The 19,383-nt window shown below is 48.5% G+C and carries 8 protein-coding genes and 1 pseudogene; 5 read left to right on the top strand and 4 right to left on the bottom strand.

Annotation, left to right across the window (positions count from 1 at the left end):
- Positions 1-50: 50 nt before the first annotated feature.
- Positions 51-224, bottom strand: a complete 174-nt coding sequence (locus JGK22_RS19950) for a hypothetical protein (RefSeq protein WP_293197684.1) — start codon at positions 222-224, stop codon at positions 51-53.
- A gap of 267 nt (positions 225-491) precedes the next feature.
- On the opposite strand from JGK22_RS19950, the gene ppsA reads away from it, so the two are divergent.
- The 3 genes from ppsA (at position 492) to JGK22_RS19935 (ending at position 12,883) form a co-directional block, all read left to right on the top strand.
- Positions 492-2,969 (top strand): phosphoenolpyruvate synthase, encoded by a 2,478-nt coding sequence (ppsA, locus tag JGK22_RS19945; protein ID WP_293182950.1) that lies wholly within the window; start codon positions 492-494, stop codon positions 2,967-2,969.
- 362 nt (positions 2,970-3,331) lie between these two features.
- Positions 3,332-3,652, top strand: a complete 321-nt coding sequence (locus JGK22_RS19940) for a DUF6464 family protein (protein WP_293182948.1) — start codon at positions 3,332-3,334, stop codon at positions 3,650-3,652.
- Positions 3,653-5,095: 1,443 nt separating this feature from the next.
- The gene (locus JGK22_RS19935; protein ID WP_293313466.1) at positions 5,096-12,883 is read left to right on the top strand and encodes a DUF4347 domain-containing protein; all 7,788 of its coding nucleotides are present in this window, start codon (positions 5,096-5,098) and stop codon (positions 12,881-12,883) included.
- Positions 12,884-13,272: 389 nt separating this feature from the next.
- Here JGK22_RS19935 and JGK22_RS19930 read toward each other — a convergent pair.
- A pseudogene (locus JGK22_RS19930) lies at positions 13,273-16,347 on the bottom strand (CHAT domain-containing protein).
- The gene (locus tag JGK22_RS19925) at positions 16,347-16,715 is read right to left on the bottom strand and encodes a 4a-hydroxytetrahydrobiopterin dehydratase (RefSeq protein WP_293182960.1); all 369 of its coding nucleotides are present in this window, start codon (positions 16,713-16,715) and stop codon (positions 16,347-16,349) included. The pseudogene JGK22_RS19930 and the gene JGK22_RS19925 overlap by 1 nt, the downstream one beginning before the upstream one ends.
- Before the next feature lie 14 nt (positions 16,716-16,729).
- Here JGK22_RS19925 and JGK22_RS19920 point away from each other — a divergent pair, with 14 nt between their 5' ends.
- Positions 16,730-16,864: a hypothetical protein gene (locus tag JGK22_RS19920; protein WP_293207008.1), complete on the top strand. Its 135-nt coding sequence runs from the start codon at positions 16,730-16,732 to the stop codon at positions 16,862-16,864.
- A 681-nt stretch (positions 16,865-17,545) separates the two neighbouring features.
- Here the strand turns inward: JGK22_RS19920 and JGK22_RS19915 are convergent.
- A complete protein-coding gene (locus tag JGK22_RS19915; protein WP_293182942.1) occupies positions 17,546-18,100 on the bottom strand; it encodes an NUDIX hydrolase in 555 nt (184 codons plus the stop codon).
- A 387-nt stretch (positions 18,101-18,487) separates the two neighbouring features.
- On the opposite strand from JGK22_RS19915, the gene JGK22_RS19910 reads away from it, so the two are divergent.
- Complete coding sequence (locus JGK22_RS19910; protein WP_293313464.1) at positions 18,488-19,270, top strand: AMIN domain-containing protein; 783 nt, start codon at positions 18,488-18,490, stop codon at positions 19,268-19,270.
- The last annotated feature ends 113 nt before the right edge of the window (positions 19,271-19,383 follow it).

Raw genomic sequence — 19,383 nt, 5'->3', positions numbered from 1 at the left:
TCGACTGTGTTTTTGCTCTAAGTAGGTCAACCCAATCAGAGGTAAAATTTTTACGGTTTTGAGAATCTGGGTTGCTGGAGGAAACAAAACTGCTCGGTGTTGTGTTTTGTGGGCGATCGCCGCGATCGAATCGCTTCACCGTCAACAGTCAACACAATTTGAGCGGTATCCCCGCACCGCTGCGCGATCGGCGCCAATAAATCCGTGGAAATTATGTCTGACATTGACATTTTTACAATTTTTTTTATGATAGCTTACCTAAACTCCCCGCTGCCATTTCTTTACTTTTTGCAATTAAATAAATCTTCCCCAGGGGTCTTGCCATTTAGCAAAAAAGTTATAAGATAGAAATAGAGGCAATTAAAAACTAGGCCGGATACAGACGCGAAAAACATCTGAGCTTTTGGGCAACAAAACTACATTTAAAAATTGACACTCCTTTGTTTACTGTCCTTTAACCGAACTGGTCTGAATGTGAGAGGAAAAAAGCAATGCTAGACAAATTAGCAATTCAAGAAAAACAAGTTTTAATTCCCAAAGAAAAAGCCTTAATATTGTGGTTTGATGAAGTCGGGATAGCCGACATCCCATTAGTAGGGGGTAAAAATGCTTCATTGGGGGAAATGATTCAACAGTTAACCCCCAAAGGAGTCAGCGTCCCCAATGGATTTGCAACTACAGCATACGCTTATCGGTACTTCATCGAGTCGGCGGGTTTAGAAGCAAAATTGCGCGAAATTTTTGCCGATTTAGACGTAGAAAATCTCCAGAACCTCCGCATCAAAGGGAAGCAAGCGCGGGCGTTAATTCTCGATACACCGTTTCCGCGAGACTTGCAAGTGGCGATCGCAGATGCTTACGATCGACTGTGCGATCGCTACGGCGACAGTACAGACGTAGCAGTCCGTTCGTCCGCCACCGCCGAAGACTTACCAGACGCCAGTTTCGCCGGACAGCAAGAAACCTACCTCAACGTCCACGGTTGCACCAGCGTCCTCCAATGCTGCCACAAATGCTTCGCCTCCACCTTCACCGACAGAGCGATTTCTTACCGCCAACAACGAGGTTTCGACCACTTTGAAGTCGCCTTATCCGTCGGCGTGCAGAAAATGGTGCGATCGGACTTAGCATCCTCCGGCGTCATGTTCAGCATCGACACCGAAACCGGTTTCAAAAATGCCGCCCTAATCACCGCCGCCTACGGATTAGGAGAAAACATCGTTCAAGGAGCAGTAAATCCCGACGAATACCTAGTTTTTAAACCCACATTAAAACAAGATTTCCGCCCAATTCTCGACAAACGCCTCGGCACCAAAGACATCAAAATGGTGTACGATCTCGGCGGTTCCAAATACACCAAAAACCTCTCGGTAGCCCCAGCAGAACGCGGCAAATACGCCCTTAACGATGAAGAAATTCTGCAACTAGCACGTTGGGCCGTACAGATAGAAGAACACTACTCTCAAGTCCGCGGCACCTACACGCCGATGGACATCGAGTGGGCAAAAGACGGCAATACAGGCGAACTATTCATCGTCCAAGCGCGGCCGGAAACAGTACAATCACAAAAATCTGCTACAGTTTTACGCAACTACAAATTGCAAGGTTCCAGCGCAGTTTTGGCAACAGGGCGTGCCGTTGGTGAAGCTATCGGACAAGGTAAAGCCCGCGTAATTTTAGACGTTCACCAAATCGCTGACTTTGAAGCAGGGGAAGTTCTTGTTACCAACAAAACTGACCCGGATTGGGAACCGATCATGAAAAAAGCCAGCGCGATTGTCACCAATTCCGGCGGCCGTACTTGCCATGCTGCGATCATTGCCCGGGAAATGGGAATCCCCGCCATTGTCGGCACCGGCGACGGTACTAAAGTCTTGCAAAACAATCAAGAAATTACTGTTTCTTGTTCCGAAGGAGACGAAGGCAAAGTTTATTCCGGTTTAGTTCCTTTTGAAATTCAAGAAATTGCGATCGACAATTTGCCCCGCACCCGCACTCAAATTTTAATGAATGTCGGAAACCCAGAAGAAGCTTTTGGTTTGTCAGCAATTCCTTGCGATGGCGTAGGGTTAGCGCGGCTAGAATTCATCATCGCCAACCACATCAAAGCGCATCCCTTGGCACTGATTCACTTTGACGAATTGACCGACACATCAGTCAAGCGCCAAATTGCCAAACTCACAGCACTTTACAAACACAAACCCGATTTCTTTACCGACAAATTAGCCTGCGGAATTGCCACCATCGCCGCCGCATTTTATCCCAATCCAGTCATCGTGCGGATGAGCGATTTCAAGAGCAACGAATATGCTAATCTGCTGGGAGGGCGGCAGTTTGAACCGAAGGAAGAAAACCCGATGATCGGGTGGCGCGGCGCTTCTCGTTATTATGACCCGAATTACCGCGAAGCTTATGCTTTGGAATGCAAGGCATTAAAGCGAGTGCGCGACGAAATGGGCTTGACAAATGTGATTCCGATGATTCCGTTTTGTCGCACGCCGGAGGAAGGGCGCAAAGTGTTGGCCGAGATGGCGAAACACGGTTTAGTCAAGGGTGCAAATGGCTTGCAGGTGTACGTGATGTGCGAATTGCCCAGCAATGTCATATTTGCTGACGAATTTGCCCAGGTTTTTGACGGATTCTCGATCGGCTCTAACGACTTAACTCAGCTAACATTAGGATTAGACCGGGATTCTGCCTTAGTCGCCCACATCTTTGACGAACGCAATGAAGCTGTGAAGCGGATGGTGGAAATTGCCATTAAAGCCGCTAAGAAGTACGATCGCAAGATAGGTATTTGCGGCCAAGCGCCCAGCGATTATCCTGAGTTTGCTCGCTTCTTGGTTGAGTTGGGAATTGATTCGATTAGTTTGAATCCCGATTCGGTTTTGAAGACTTTGCTTGATGTTGCTAAGGTGGAGGCTTCGAGTGCGGTGATGGATTTAGCGGCGCAGGTTGCTAAAGTTTAAGGGAGTATCTCAGTTTTGCATTTTTTCATTTATAGTGCTGTCCCCGCTCGCGTATTATACAATACGCGAGCGGGGACAGCACTCAAATAAAAAAATTCTTTTTACAAACATGAGATGCTCCCAAGTGTAACCCCTCTCCCGTTCGTAGCGAGGAATGCAAGTCCTCTGATTTAGAAAGGACTTGCATTCCTCACTACGAACCTATCCACAACAACCCTTACCAGCAAACGGTTAACGCACGGGCGGCATAGTTTGAGATTTCACTGGGAACTTTCCTGATTGAAAACCGTCTGTTACCCGATGATTTTAGCTTCGGGATTATGTAAATAAAAAACAAGATTATTCACAAAAGCTCTGAAAATGTGTTTACAGTTCTCCTGATTATTGTCATAGGTTTGGCTCCGTCGCTGGTGTCTTTGTGGGTGATGCGCTCTGCCGAGAGGCAAGTCAGCGAGAGAATTGCAGCGGCCAGGCGGGCGGTAGCAAATAGACCCCTGCCTGCTCAACTAGCAATGGGCGATCGCATTTACGTAGAAGGCCTGGGTTATCCGATCGGCGATATCACTTGCGAGTATAACGCTCGCTCTAATTACATTCGCTGTGCTGTGAATCCTTCTGGGCCCTGTCAAGATTGTCGGTACTATCAAGCCAGAACTCTTGACGTTCGCGCCCAAAAGATATAGGTTGTATTGGGGTTGTTGTATGCGAATATTTGCTGAGGTAGTAATCCATCAGTTAATATGTACTTACGTGGAAGGGTTGTTGTTGAAGCTTTTTGGGGACTAGCCGCGCCCAAACTAAGTAATTAAAATCTAATCGAGCAGTATTGCTAGGTTAAATTGGCCCTAACTAGCGGATGACGATCGGTGTTTTTCTAGTTGATGACTTGCGCTCAGAAACCAGATTTAGATTGTAAATCTTGGTTGGGCTGCAAAAAATCTAGGAATAAATCGGGTTTCTACTCTCTTGGGCGTAACTGGGGGAGACCCAGGAAAATCGCAAGTAGCTTACCAGCAAATCTGTAAATCGATTTCTCCAAAACATCATGAAAAATTCAGCACTAACAATTGTCTCCAGCATTTACCTTAAACAGAAATCCGCTCGAAGACTCTAAGTTGAAATTTTGAGAAGTTGCTTGTGGGTAACAATATTCTATTTTTGGCGATCGCAGATGAACGCAGTCTCAAACCTGGATTGTTGTCACTAACTAGACTGCAAGTCATAAATTTTTAATCCGCCTCGTCGATACAGGGTATGCCGATTTCAATTAAATTACACCGCCCAAAAACAATGCAGACAAGCCCCCGACTCAAGTCGCGAGCAGCCCAAAATTTTAGACTTTAGACTAAAGTTCAAGCTCCCAGATTCATCTGGCCAGGAAATCTAAAATCTAAAATCTAAAATTGACTGACATAGATGGGAAACTGCCACCCTAATTTCGTTCATCCAACCAAGTGTTAGCTTTCAGAAATGGTAAATTTTTTCTGCCCATAAAGTGTATTAGACGATCGACAGAAAACCTCATCAAGTAATTTTTTGAGGCTCGCTGTTATTGTCTGCTGCGGGAGGTAAGATATCTCCTTGTTAAAGATACACCCGCTCACAGAAAGCCGAAGGCAAAATATCACCCGATAGATAGATTATTACCATTAAAACTGTCCTGTCTCAGCCCTCGCGCAGGCGATACAGCACTTTTGCTGGTTAATGAAGTAAAAAAAGTGATTTCGCTCCGAAACCGTCTGTTTGTCAGGGTTATGACGTGTTTCAGAAGTCTAATCGGCCGACATCAAATCGGCTGTATTTCCAATGCTATCCAATAGCAAGATAGCAGAAATTTATGCTGATGAAAATCGGCATATTACTCTTTTTAACAGAATACGGTTGAGTTAAGATCGATCGCCCTAACCTCCATTTAAAAAAAAGGGGGATACAAGAAATTCTCTTTCGTCCCCGCAACGATTCGGGGGATGGGAGGAATCTCCGGGGAAGAAACAGCACTAACTGAACCTTATTGCTTTCTAAAAGTCAAACAACAGAGCAACTCAGTCTCAATTAAGCCTTGTTAAGAGGTGATAATTATTACCTCTTAATGGGTATATTGTATACAATCAGCAAGGTATCAGACAATGAAAAGCATTGGCAACAAACCAATTTTCCTGACTCAACAAAAAGCAGTTGACACCACAAGCATTGGCAGGAAAAACTCCCGAACTACCGCAACTTATCCTCAGGAAAGACAAATAAAACAAGTAAAATCAGACTGGTCTTTCCTGTCTCCAAAAATTGGTGGTGGCGCGGAAATTGAACACCTAGAGAGAGAATTTTTGCGATCGACCGAGTCGGTAGGCCCCCGGAATGTAAAAAATATACTGTTCATCGATGCCAGAGTAGAGAATAGCGACAGCTTGGCAAGAGGAGCAACAGCGGATACAGAGGTATTTTTACTGGACTCGATCGCGGATGGAGTCGATCGAATTACTAGAATTCTTGCTAATTACAGCGATTTAGACAGCCTTCAAATAGTTGCTCACGGTCAAGAAGCCAGAGTACAACTGGGGTCAGTAGAACTGTGCAGCGACAACTTAGAAACCTACAGCCATTTGTTGCAGCAGTGGGGAAACTCCCTCAGCGAGAGAGGAAATATCTTATTATTGGCTTGCCGGGGAGCAGCCGGGGAAAGCGGCCGGGCCTTCGTGCGGCGACTCAGTGAAATTACGGGTAGAGAGATTGCAGCTTCCACAGGCTTGGTAGGGAGTGCGGCGCTCGGTGGCGATTGGGAATTAGAATTTGCGACAGGAGAAATAAGGGCCAGGATTGCCCTTGAGCAAAAGGTGCTGGAGGCATACAGCGGAGTCCTCGGTACCTTAGTCAACGAAACATTTAGGAACGCCACAGTCAGGGGGCCTTGGCTCTACCGAGGACAAGACGGCAGGGTATTCGACCCCAGCTCAGTCTTTGAAGCCAACAGGCAAAGGATTCCCGGTATCACCGGAGGAAGTTCATCTGGGATACTTCCCGGTTTGGGTGGCGATGTACCACCCTCTGGGGCTTTGCAATTGACGACCAACGGTGTGGGACTGCCAGCCTTTGTTCTCTACGACAACCCCATACCCTCCACAGAGGGTCTGAAAATTACCTTCGATTTCTTTGCTTACAACGGCACTACTCTCCAAGGCCCAAACGGTTTTATCAGCCCGCAGCCAGGGGACGGCATTAGCTTCTTCCTGATTGACGGGTCAGCTAGCCCTACAGCAGCAGGAGGCTTTGGTGGTTCTCTGGGGTATGCCAACAACACCAATGGCAGCCAACCCGGATTGGTGGGAGGTTATTTGGGCATTGGACTCGATGAGTTTGGGAATTTTTCTAATGATACGGAAGGACGTGTTGGTGGAGCAGTAAATGGTACCATTCCTGGTTCAACTCTCGAAGGCTACAGACCTGATTCCATCACTCTCAGGGGTCGTCAAGCAGATAGTTATCGATTTTTAACAAACGCGATCGCCCCTTTAGGTATCGACAATATCCCCAAAAGTATTGACTTTTTAGATGCTGGGGGTACTTATGACTTCGACAATACTGTCACTACCAGTCGAGATGCAGCGAAAAGAAGCATTCAAATTACCCTAGCCCCCTCAAATTCAGCAACGCCCAACAGGCTCACCATTGCCCTAGACCTGAATAACGACGGCTTGTTCACCGGCGCGGGTGAAACTCTGATCGATATCCCCAATCTAGCAACTGCAAACGGAGCGATACCGCCTAATTTCAAATTTGGTTTTGCCAGTTCGACGGGAGTTGCAAGCAACTTCCACGAAATTCGCAACCTCGCAATCGAGACTGTCAATCCTACTCCCACCATCTCTGCTGATGTGGCCACCATCAAAAGTGGCCCGCAGTTCATCAAAACAGGTGCTGGCAGTATTACCTACACCATCACTACTACTAACAAGGGGACATCGCCGGCTGAACAAGTTTTGGTTCAAGACGAATTGCCTCCGGAACTCGTTCCTGTCGGCGGAGCCAATCCCATTCGCCAGATCAGTGGGGGTGGCCTTTACTCAAGCACGACGCGGAACGTCACCTGGCCGAAAATTCCCGTTCTCGGTGTCAATCAAAGCGTCACCTACACCTTGTCAGTTGCTTTACCCCCAAGTCTAAATCCTGGCAGCAGCTTAACCAACACCGCATTCAGCAGTGCCAGCACTTTCGACCCCGATCTCAGCAACAACGACGGTTCAACGTTCATAGGCCAACAACAGACTACTATTTCCCCTACTGTTGCCGATCTCGTTACTACCAAAAGCGGCCCCGTCACTTCTGTGGCCGGGTCAACGATTACCTATACCCTGACCACAGCCAACCTGGGGCCAGACCCGGCTCTCAACGCGACTATCACTGACAGCATTGTTCCCGGTTTGACTGGAGTCAGCGCATCGGACAATGGCACTTACAATCCGGCTACAGGGATTGTCACCTTCCCGGTGCTGACATCCCTAGCCATCAGTACAACAGTTAACCGCACCGTCAGTTTCGTTGCTCCACCGACCCTTACTTCAATCAGCAACACGGCTCGCAGCAGCTCGGAGACACCCGACCCCTTTCCCCGCACCAACGACGGCAGTACCACCAATAAAGACGGCACTCCCACGAATTCCACTGTTGTCACGACTATTACGCCCAGCGCTGATGTGGTAACAATTAAGAGCGGGCCGACGGGTGCGCTGCCTGGAACCCCTGTCAGCTACAGAATTACGACAGTCAATAACGGGCCGAGCCAAGCAGAAGCCGTCACGATCGCTGACAGCATCATTCCGGGCTTGACGGGAGTCACGGCATCGGACGGTGGCACCTATAACGCAGTTACGGGGATTGTCAGCTTCCCTGCTGTTGCGATCGCCAGTGGCGTTACAGTCAATCGGACGATCGGCTTTGTGCCCCCAGTCGCCCTCCCCTCAATCAAAAACACGGCAACAAGCTCCTCGGCGACTCCCGACCCCACCCCAGGAAACAACAACGGCACAAACCCTGAGTCCAGTGTCAGCACTACGCTCGGAGCTATTGCCGATGTTGTTACCACCAAAAGTGGGCCCACAGCTACTACGGCCGGTCGCACAATCAGCTACACGATCGCCACAGCCAACATCGGCCCGAGTCAGGCAGATGGCGTCACGATTACTGACAGCATCGTTCCCGGTTTGACGGGAGTCACGGCATCCGACGGCGGTACGTACAACCCAGTTACCGGGATTGTTACATTCCCTGGGATTGCACTCGCCAGTGGCGCATCAGTCAATCGGACGATCGGCTTTGTCGCCCCAGGTACCCTGACCTCAATCAGAAATACGGCTCGGAGCTCCTCGACGACTCCCGACCCGATCGGCACCAACAACGACGGCAGCACCACCAATCAAGACGGCACTCCCACCAACTCATCTGTTGCCACCAGCATCACGCCCAGCGCTGATGTGGTAACAACCAAAAGCGGCTCGACGCTCGCCATTCCCGGTGCCACAGTCAGCTACACGATCGCCACAGCCAACAACGGCCCGAGTCCGGCAGAAGGCGTCACGATTACTGACAGCATCATTCCCGGCTTGACGGGAATCACGGTATCCGACGGCGGCACCTACAACGCGGCTACAGGGATTGTCACTTTCCCGGGTATTTCGATCGCCAGTGGCGTATCAGTCACTCGGACGATCGGCTTTATCGCCCCAACAACCCTGACTAGCGTCAAAAACACGGCAAAAAGCACCTCGACGACTCCAGACCCAGCCCCTGGCAACAACGACGGCACAAGTCCGAATGCCACTGTCAGCACTTCGATCGGTGCTGTGGCCGATGTGGTAACTAGGAAAAGTGGGCCCGCGAGCGCCAATCCTGGAACCACAGTCAGCTACACAATTAGCACGGCCAACAACGGCCCGAGTCAGGCAGAAGGCGTCACGATTACTGACAGCATCATTCCCGGCTTGACGGGAGTCACGGCATCGGACGGCGGCACCTACAACGCAGCTACAGGGGTTGTCAGCTTTCCTGCTATTGCGATCGCCAATGGCATTACAGTCAATCGGACGATCGGCTTTGTCGCCCCAACAACCCTGACTAGCGTCAAAAACACCGCAAAAAGCACCTCGACGACTCTTGACCCCACCCCGGGAAACAACGACGGTTCCGATCCTACTGCCACTGTCAGCACTACCCTCGGTGCTGTTGCCGATGTCGCAACAACCAAAAGCGGGCAGACGATCGCCACTGCTGGAACCACAGTCACCTACACAATTAGCACAGCCAACAAGGGCCCGAGTCCCGCAGAAGGCGTCACAATTACTGACAGCATCATTCCCGGCTTGACAGGAGTCACGGCATCCGACGGCGGGGTTTACAACCCAACCACAGGGATTGTCACCTTTCCTGCGATTGCGATCGCCAATAACCTTACAGTCACTCGGACGATCGGCTTTGTCGCCCCAGCTACCCTGACTAGCGTCAAAAACACGGCTCGGAGCAGCTCAGTCACTTCTGACCCCACCCCGGGAAACAACGACGGTTCCGATCCTAATGCCACGGTGACCACCACTGTCAGCACGACACCGCGCCGCAACATCCCCCCTACAGCAGAAAACGATAACGTCACTCTGGGGCGTAACAGCGCTGCCAGGCTCGCGAACTTGGGAGGAACAGACACAGACGGCACTGTGGTTTCCTTCACGATCGACACTTTGCCTCCAACAAATGAAGGCGTCCTATTTTTGGGCGACCCAGCTAACGGTGGAGTAGCGGTTACAGCCGGTCAAGTCCTGACGGCGGCTCAAATCAAGCAGTTGTTCTTCCGATCCACAGGCATTTTTACAGGGGCAAACTTTACCTACAGCAGCACGGACGATCGAGGAGATCGGAGTCTCGCAGCTACCGTTGCCCTAATTCCGCCGCAGTTCAAGGAACCGCCCGTACCAGTCAATACCAACTCTCCTGTGGCGCCGAACGCCACCATCAACCTCACGGGGCTGATAGCAAACGACCCGGATAGCCCGATCGCTTCTTACAAGATCGACACTCTGCCCCCGGCAGACCAAGGCGTCCTATTTTTGGGCGATCCGGCTAACGGCGGAGTGGCAATTACACCAGGTCAAGTCCTCACCCCAACGCAAATCAACCAACTATTCTTCCGGGCCACAGGCGCGTTCAGAGGGGCCAGCTTTACCTACAGCGCGACAGACACCACCGGGTTGCCCAGTCCGGCCCCCGCTACTGCCTCCCTGTTCCCGCCTCCGGTTAACCTACCCCCGGTTGCTAACAACGCCAGCGTCAGCTTGCTGCCCGGTAGCGCTATCAATATCCCCGGACTCGGAGGATCAGACGACGGCACTGTGGTTTCCTTCAAAATTGAGACTCTGCCGCCAACTAATGAAGGTGTGCTGTTCTTGGGCGATCCGGCCAACGGGGGAGTACGAGTTACAGCCGGTCAAGTCCTGACACCAGCTCAAATTACTCAGTTGTTCTTCCAGGCGGGCACCGATTTTAAAGGGGCAAACTTCACCTACAGTGCCACCGACAACCTCGGCGCTACCAGCCCGGCCGTTGCTACTGTCTCCGCACTGCCGATCGCACTTAACCAACCGCCGGTACCATTGAATGCCAATACCTCGGCGGCCCCCAGCAGCACGATTACCGTGCCCGGACTAGCAGGCCGAGACCCCGATCCGGGCGATACGATCGCCTCCTTCGACATCAAAACCCTGCCACCAATAGCTCAAGGTCGTCTGTTCTTAGGCGATCCAGCCAGCGGCGGAGTTCCAATTACGATCGGTCAGATCCTGACGCCTGCTTCGATTAACCAATTGTTCTTCCAGGCATCGGGCAACTTCACCGGTACTACCTTTACCTACGGCGTCACAGACAGCCGCAGCCTAGGCAGTCCCACTGCGGCAACTATCTCAATTTTGGCCGCACCCGTCCCGCCCACACCCACACCGCCCACACCCACACCGCCCACACCCACGCCAATTCGGCAACCGACGCCCACACCTACCCCGATACTGGTACCCACGCCCACACCAGTACCCACGCCCACACCAGACATCCCGCAGCCACCGACACCGACACCCACACCAACACCCCCGCCTATTTTCGGGCCAGTACCCGAACCTGATACGGGCTGCGATTGCACGCCCTTACCCCTGCTGCCTCCGATTACATTTATCCAACCGCAGGCAGGGCAAATACTCAACTTCGACTCTAACGCCGTAGAACTCACCGACATCCAAAACACGATACTCGGCACTCCCGGAGACGACTATTTAGGCGGGAACGACACTAACGAACTGTTTCTTGCCGAAGCTGGGAACGACATAGTTTTAGGTGAAGACGGCGCTGATATTGTGTTTGGAGACCAAGGGGCAGACTTCATCGCTGCCGATAAGGGCAATGACATCGTTTACGCGGGCAAAGAAAATGATGTGGTGTTTGGAGGGAAACAAAACGATCGCATTTTTGGCGATCGCGGTGCGGACTTATTGTCGGGCGATCGCGGTGACGATACGATCGTCGGCGACAACGGCAACAACATCGACTTGACTGGTAACGAAGCCGATCTGATTTTCGGTGGCGAAGGAAGGGACGCAATTGCTGGCAATCAAGGCAACGACATCATTTTCGCCGGCAAAGGCCCAGACATCGCCTACGGGGGCAAAGAGGACGACGCGATCTTCGGCGATAAGGGCCCTGACACCCTCTACGGCGATAGCGGGAACGATTCCCTGTTTGGTGGTGTCCTCAACTCCCTAGATAGCGATCCAGACGGGCAAGATTTGCTGTTTGGAGGCAATGGCAATGACATACTATTCGGCCAAGAAGGCGACGATACTTTGCTCGGTGGCAACGGCCGGGATTTGGCCTATGGAGGCAAAGGGGGCGATCGCATTTTTGGTGAAACCGCCTCGGATACTCTCTACGGCAATCAAGGTTCTGATACCATCCTCGGCGACTACGGTACTGCTGTTGGCACCACAATTGCTACTGATGAAGGCGACTTAATTTTCGGCAACGATAGCGGCGACATCATCGGCGGCGGCAGCGGTAACGACAGCATTTTTGCCGGCAAAGGCAATGACTTAGTTTACGGCGGCAAAGACAATGACCTGATTTGGGGCGAACTCGGTTCCGACACCCTTGTCGGCGACGAGGGAGAGGATTCGCTTTACGGCGGCTTGCAAAACGAATTAGTCAGCGACGCCAACGGCCGCGATTTGCTGTTTGGGGGCAAGGGTAACGACTATCTCAACGGCGGTGAGAGTTCCGACTCTCTCGGCGGCGGAGAAGGCAACGATACTCTTCGCGGCGGCAAGGATGACGATTTGATGCACGGAGATGCCGGCGATGACTTGATGTACGGCGATGGCGGCAGCGATATTATGTGTGGCGATGATGGCAACGATACCATGTATGGCGATCGCGACGATAACCAGGATGTCTCGGTGGGTGCTAATGGCCAGCAAGAGTGCATGAGTGGCGGCAACGGCGAGGACTTGTTATATGGCAATGAAGGCCAAGATACTCTCAACGGCGATGACGGTAACGACACTCTCTACGGAGGGACAGATAACGACATTCTCAACGGCGGTTCTGGCGATGACTGGCTGTTTGGCGGTGCGGGCGAGGATACTTTAATTGGAGGTACTGGGAGCGATCGTTTTGTGTTAGATAGCAACAGCGGTATCGATACTGTCCTTAATTTTGAAGTAGGAATCGACAAGTTTTCTTTAGCTGGTGGCTTGAGTTTTGCTCAGTTGCAAATTAACTCGACGGCGAACGGAAGTGTCCTGCAAATAGCCTCTACTGGGCAGGTTGTAGCTAATATTTTCGGAGCCAGTAATGCTATTACTGCTCTGGATTTTGTGACTTTTTCCCAGTAAACAGCAGCGCGCATTTAATGCGCCCAATTTGACCTAATATTGAGAAACCCGGTTTGCGAACAAACCGGGTTTCTCAATATTTAATTCGAGATTTGAGATTGGATATCAAATCCGGTAGCATCGGAATTATTACCCAAAGCCAGGACACGGCACTGCCGTGTCCCTACAATTAATCACGGTAGGGACACGGCACTGCCGTGTCCTCTATATGATTCCGGTGCAACCGGAATTGATATCATATCAATTCCGGTTGTATCGGAATAATTTAACCGCAGAGAACGCAGAGGGCGCGGAGGCAGAGAATAGAGAGATGAATGATTCCGATGCTGACGGAATTGATATGAGATTTAAGATTTCACAATCCTCCATCTAATTTAATTTCACATCGATTACCAAGGACTACCAATCATTGTAAAAGCAGACCAAAAATAGGGATGAGTGAGATTTTGTGCAGCGAAGCTATCTTCCCCTAATGAGTTCCCGTTCCCCGTAGGGGTTCCCGAAGGGTAGGGTAGGGAATCGCCATTACCTGCCATTTCTCGGATGGCTTGCTGGCTATTTTGCCCTCCCCGTTTGGCTGCAACAAAAGGGCCCCACAAGACTCCATTTTCGATCCGAACTTGACCTTGGATCATAGCAATTTGCGCTGCTCTGAGAGCTTCAGCTTTGATCGGAGCTGTTTTTAATTGATGGTAAAACTCGCTCATCAATGCTAACGTACCTTCATCAGAAACATACCACAAACTCGCTAAAGCCGACTTAACTCCTGCTTGAAATGCCAAGCCAGCAAAACCCATTTCCGTTGTCTCATCTCCGAGTGCTGTGCGGCAAGCTGATAGTACCAATAACTCCACAGGTGGATTGTTCCACCCCAAATTTCTGAGTTGATCTAATTGCAGTTTTCCATCCCACAGTTGAATAAAAGAGTTGCTCGCTGCTCCCGGTTTAAACTCGCCGTGAGTTGCTAAATGAATTATTTGATAAGGATTTCTACTGCGTTGGAATTTCAGGTTGTTCAGGGTAAATTGTTCGTTCAAGAAAGATTTCCCCTGCCACAAATCTACAATAGTAGATAGTTCTATTGGCACTGCTGGTAGGGGATCTAACCGATCGAATTGAGCGGCTCCCATTGCTAAAACAGAGGCATTTTGTAGCGATACATAGCGGGTATCGTTCAACAGTTGACAGTTGACAGTTGACAGTTGACAGTTTGAGAGCAACCTCTACCTAGAAGGAAGAGGATTGGAGTAATGAATAGTCTGATTTTCATTTCTCCCTCAAAGGGTTCCGGCTTTCAACCAATTCTTTCTGGTAAGGGAAATAGCGGGTATTAGACTGAGAGAATATTTTTCGACCAGGAATTGTTTGCCGTCATAAAGAGCAGATAAGGGGAGACTCCGCAAACCGGTATCCAGTGAAAATAACAGCGTATTGATATTTTGTTCCTGCAAGTCTGTTTCTAAAGGTGCAATCAGCAAACTATAAAGTTTTTGAGCGGATGCTTTGTAGCTGGTGGTGTTCAGATTCCCAGGATTCAAGATTTCTGCGCGGAATTCCGTTGCTAGTTTGATGATGCTCTCCCGATTGGCTTCCGGTACGGTTTTTCTAATCGCCGAACCTTCGGGAGAGAACAGTAATAATTCTACTCGATCGCTAAATAAGTTAATATAAATAATTGCCGATCTCTTGCCTGTTTGCGAGGCAACTTTGAGCAAAGTTTCGCGGATATTTTCAGCGCCGAGATTGGGATTGGTAAAGCCATTCCCAAAATAATCAGCATATTTCTCAGCTCGGTTTCCATCTAAAGATAGCATGGAATTGATGTTAGCAATTGCCTGCATATTTGCCGAAGGATTCGCTACACCACTGGGAATATTCGGGACGCCGGGGGGCAGATTCTGCCCGAGGCGGGCCCGCATTTGAGTTATATTGGGCGCAGCGGACATCGGGGGATTCCCGGGAAGATTGCGAGCATCAATTACCTGAATGTTGGGAGCCAGTGTTGGAGCTTTGTTAGGATTAATCTGTTGGTTGATAATAAAATTTGGCTGGCTACTGGTAAAAATGGAAGTGCGATCGATATTCCCATTTATCGGCAGGTTATTAATAATCTGGCGCGCAGACAACAGCTCCATATTATTCATCATTGGCACGGAAAAACCTCTAGGAATAAGCTGTTGATTTATAGGAAAATTTGGCTGGATATTGGGTGCCAGAGCATTTTGCAGATTGTTACCCTGTTTCACAATTTGAGCGGCTAAATAGGGAGGAACCTGAATATTATTAGGAAGATAATTTAAATTACCCGTATTCGGTTGTGGGGACATCACAACATTAGTATTATTAGGAGTGACATTGAGATTTGCGGTATTAAGCTGTGGAGGCATATCGTCCTTATTGTCATTAACAGGCGGATTGGGATTGCTCGTATTAGTAGTTTGTGGAGCGCTGGCGCCATTATTAGTATTAGCAGCCGGATTGGGATTGTTGGTATTACTAGGTTGTGGAGATGTTTGAGCTGTCCCGCTGTTATTTTGTCTTAAATTATTAGGAGGGAGAGTTTGCGAGGCAGATCTGGTTAATTGAACGCTACCGTCACTATTAACAGCAACATCTGAAGCATTATTAACTTTTTCACCCTTACCTGTCAGCAATTCGGGAAGAGTTGCAGATGAGTTTTCGCTGGATGTATTGGGATTTTCCCCTTGAGAATTCAATGCTTGGCTGCTGACTTCTATACTGAGCAAATATCCTGGTTGGCTGATACGGACAACACTTGGGCTTGTTACTGAAAGGATGTTAATTGTACCTCCCAGTGCTGTAACTTGACCTGTATTTGTAACCCTGCCACCGAGTAAAGTTATATTTTCCCCTGGTTTTACCGCCAAGTTGCCGCGATTCACAATGCTGGCAGGTGTCACATCCGAAAATACAAAACTGCTGGGATTTCCTGTTAAATTCAGATAGTTGTTAGAACCGATCGCGTTCAAAAAATTATTGCCAAAACCCATGCTATTAGCAGTGGTAGCAGTAAAGGATGCGGGTACATTTAACTGAGAATTACTGCCAAAAATAATACCCGCTGGATTGATTAAAAACAAATTGGAATTGCCACCGCTAACTTGGATCGAGCCATTAATTATAGACGGTTCTCCGCCAACAACTCGCCCTAAAATATTTTGGATGTTAGGATTGGAAATAAAATTCGCTGTTTGATTTTTGTTCAAGCCAAACCGTTGGAAACTCTGGAAAAGATTAACCCCATCTCCCGATAGTTGACCACCGCTAATATCGATTCGATTTCCTTGAGGGACGATGGTAGTACCGGTGCCGTCATTCGCGGGGATAACCGATTGCCCGAAAGCAGCCGTTTCCCCGAGGAATAAGCAAAATGATAAAATTAAAAACAGCTTTTTTGCTTGACTTTTTGCTTGATTGTTGGCGATTTGGTACAGTAAAATCATTATCCAGAACCTTCCACTACTAAACAAACATTTCCGGGCATCCAGTCGCTGACTAATTTAGAGATTGTCTCGGCTAGATCGAAGTCTTGTTGTGTCAGCGCCTCTGCATCGTGAGTTGTGAGACTTATCGTGACGCGGTTGTAAGCAATAGCAATATCGGGATGGTGGCCAGCTTTTTCTGAGGGGGAAATCAGACAATTTACAAAACTGACAGCTTCGACAAAATTTTTAAATTCGTGCGTATATTTAATAGTTTTACCTTCTCTAGTCCAATTAGGCAAATTTTGCAAGCGCTGAGAAACTTCCTTTTCGCTTAAGGGTTTGAGTTTGCTATTTTCATAATTTTGTGCTACGAATTTAGAGGATATTGAGCGATAAGCGGGTGCAACCTGTTCGGCTGTTGGCGGGATTCTATCAGACGAAGCAAGAAGCAAGAAAGACGAAGCAAGAAGGAAGAGGCAAGAAGGAAGAGGCAAGAGGAAAGAAGGAATCAGGAAGTTTAGCAATGATTTTGTAATCGATGTCAGTGATTGAAGGAAGATGCAAGAAGCCAAAAAGACGAAGGAAGAGGGAATCAGGAAGTTCGGCAACGGATTTTGTAATCGATGTCAGTGATTGAAGGAAGATGCAAGAGGGAATAAGTAGGCTGCGTCGCTACAAGAATTCTGGCTATTTACAATTATGGCATAGCGGCGCACCTTACTAGGATACTCTCTCGGAAATGACGATCGCAACTAATGACTGCTGACTAATGACTAACAGACATCTTCAATAACTCTCAATATCTTTCCCCGCTTGGTTTCTGGCGGTTGGTGCTTTAAGGGATCGATCGCCAGAAACCAACGCTTCAATACTACAAACCGTTTTTTAAGTAACCGGACACAATTAATTGCACAATCAAAGGCCAGAAATTACTAATTTACAAGCTTGGCGAGCGATCGTAGTGTAATTAATTTTATCATTAATAAATAAAGGTACGTAGTTGGGCTTGAGCCTCCTTTATCTATACGTCTAAAGAGGGCTGAAGCCCAACTACGTACCTATCTCTCTCTCCCCATAATAAAACTACCATGCTTCGATCGGGGGATGCGAGGGGATCTCTTGAAATTTCTTATTCAAAGCGTATTGCAAAAACAATCTTAGTGAGAAAGGCAAGTCCGCATCCAAGAGAGGACTAAAGTCCTCACTACAAACCCAACTAATGTTTGTTTAAAAAATCTAATCCTAAAAAAATAGCTGCGATGCTTCCAGCTACACAAATTTCTCGATTGGTTATTTTCAACAAAACTTCTGAAATGGGTACTAAAACTACTTCAATATCTTCTGTAATATCCAATTTAATTTGGCTGGCAAGCTTGACATTTTTACCAAGGTATAAGTAAATAGAATTAGTGTCTTTTACGGGATTGTCGTATAAAACTGCTAGTTCCAAAATTTCTTCAGCAACATATCCGGTTTCTTCAGCCAGTTCTCGGGCGGCAGCAGCTTTGCCACTTTCTTCGGCAGGATTGAAACTCCCAGCCGGGAGTTCGAGTAAAATTTCGCCGACGCCATGCCTGTATTGACGCACACATACAAGTTCTTGCTGTTCTGTTACCGCAAATATTAGGGCGATATTGGGTCGGACATTAATAAAAAAGTCGTCGATAATTTGTCCGCTTGGCAATTCTATTTCATCTTGTCTGACTTGACACCACTTGTGGTTAAGCACGAAGCGCGATCGCAGTAATTTCCATTTAGTTAAATTTTTCATATTATTGAATTCTTCATAAAACGCGCACGACTAATCTTTCTTCGGCTGCTTGTGGTGTAACACTGTTCTGATCGGAGATTATTACACGGAAATTCAATGAAAAATAGACACTCTTGTTTGCTTCGTTCCTCTCTTCGGACAATCTTGGTTGAAGGGTAAGGAAAAGAAAAGAAGGATGAATGCGTATCTGTTGGCATTCGGGATTAGGCAGAAAGTGTTAACTTCCAATTTTTCAATTACCCATTAATGCTAAACTTTCAGCGTTAAGCTACCCTTGCGGTTAGTTGTACTGCCGATCGCACATATCCCGATCGCAAATCGCCCGCAACACCTCTACCAAAAAAAATTATCCTCAAAGCTAGTTAAAATCTCAACTTTTACACAGCCATGCAATACAAAAAATTACCGCTGAAATTTTGGACAGACTTAGACCAACTGACTGCTAAGTGTCTGGTACGCTCATTTTTAGGCTCTGTGTCGATCGCCCTGAGCATAGCAGCAACCACCACAGTTGCGACACTCCAAATCGCACAGCAACCAGCCAATGCTTCTACAGTCACGAGTTGGCGGTTCGATCCAGCTACAAATCAGCTAGAAATTACTCTCCCAGAGGGCAAAACTCCCACCTATTCCCTACTCAACCCGTCTCAAATTGCTGTGGATTTGCCCAATACTCCGATCGCCGTTGATGCAACTCAACTATACCCGCAAGGCAATGTGCGTTCCGTGGCGATAATTCAACTGCCATCAGGAAACGCGAGAATTTTGGTAAATTTGGCTCCCGGAGTGGCTTTCAACGGTGAACAAATTAAATTTCAAAGAGTCGGGGTAGAAAATCGCTGGGTGTTGCGTCCCTCGATCGAGCCTGCTTCCTATCAAGCAACTCTCGAAACCCAAACACCGCCTGCAATCCCAGTACCACCTAATCCGCAGTCAGCCGATTCTAACTCAACTCCTGCCAAAGCGTCTGTCCAACCTGCCTCGGCTGAGGTTATAACTTACGAGCAAAACTCTTCGGGGATGTCAACTCCAAACGACCAAATCCGACCGATAAATGTGCCTTTGGTCAGGGTTCCGGTTAACAGACGGCAGGGGGTAAGTTCTGCCCCTGTACGCCGTCCTGCTGCTTCCTGGGAGCGGATTATCGATTTTGGTCAACCGCTTCGCTAATACTCGCTTGGAGTCGATCGGTACGCCTCTAATCATCGATTTAGCGGACAAGAGTGGAAAACCCATACATATAACCATCATTGCGGTGAACAGTTTTGCAGTATTTGTGACGC

The organism is Microcoleus sp. PH2017_08_TRC_O_A, from assembly GCF_020738665.1.
GTDB lineage: Bacteria > Cyanobacteriota > Cyanobacteriia > Cyanobacteriales > Microcoleaceae > Microcoleus.
This window is presented reverse-complemented; position numbering and strand designations above follow the sequence as displayed.

Coding starts and splice junctions, on each gene's coding strand:
- JGK22_RS19950 (WP_293197684.1), bottom strand. CDS start 224: ATGTCAGACATAATTTCCACGGATTTATTGGCGCCGATCGCGCAGCGG.
- JGK22_RS19910 (WP_293313464.1), top strand. CDS start 18,488: ATGCAATACAAAAAATTACCGCTGAAATTTTGGACAGACTTAGACCAA.
- ppsA (WP_293182950.1), top strand. CDS start 492: ATGCTAGACAAATTAGCAATTCAAGAAAAACAAGTTTTAATTCCCAAA.
- JGK22_RS19915 (WP_293182942.1), bottom strand. CDS start 18,100: ATGAAAAATTTAACTAAATGGAAATTACTGCGATCGCGCTTCGTGCTT.
- JGK22_RS19935 (WP_293313466.1), top strand. CDS start 5,096: ATGAAAAGCATTGGCAACAAACCAATTTTCCTGACTCAACAAAAAGCA.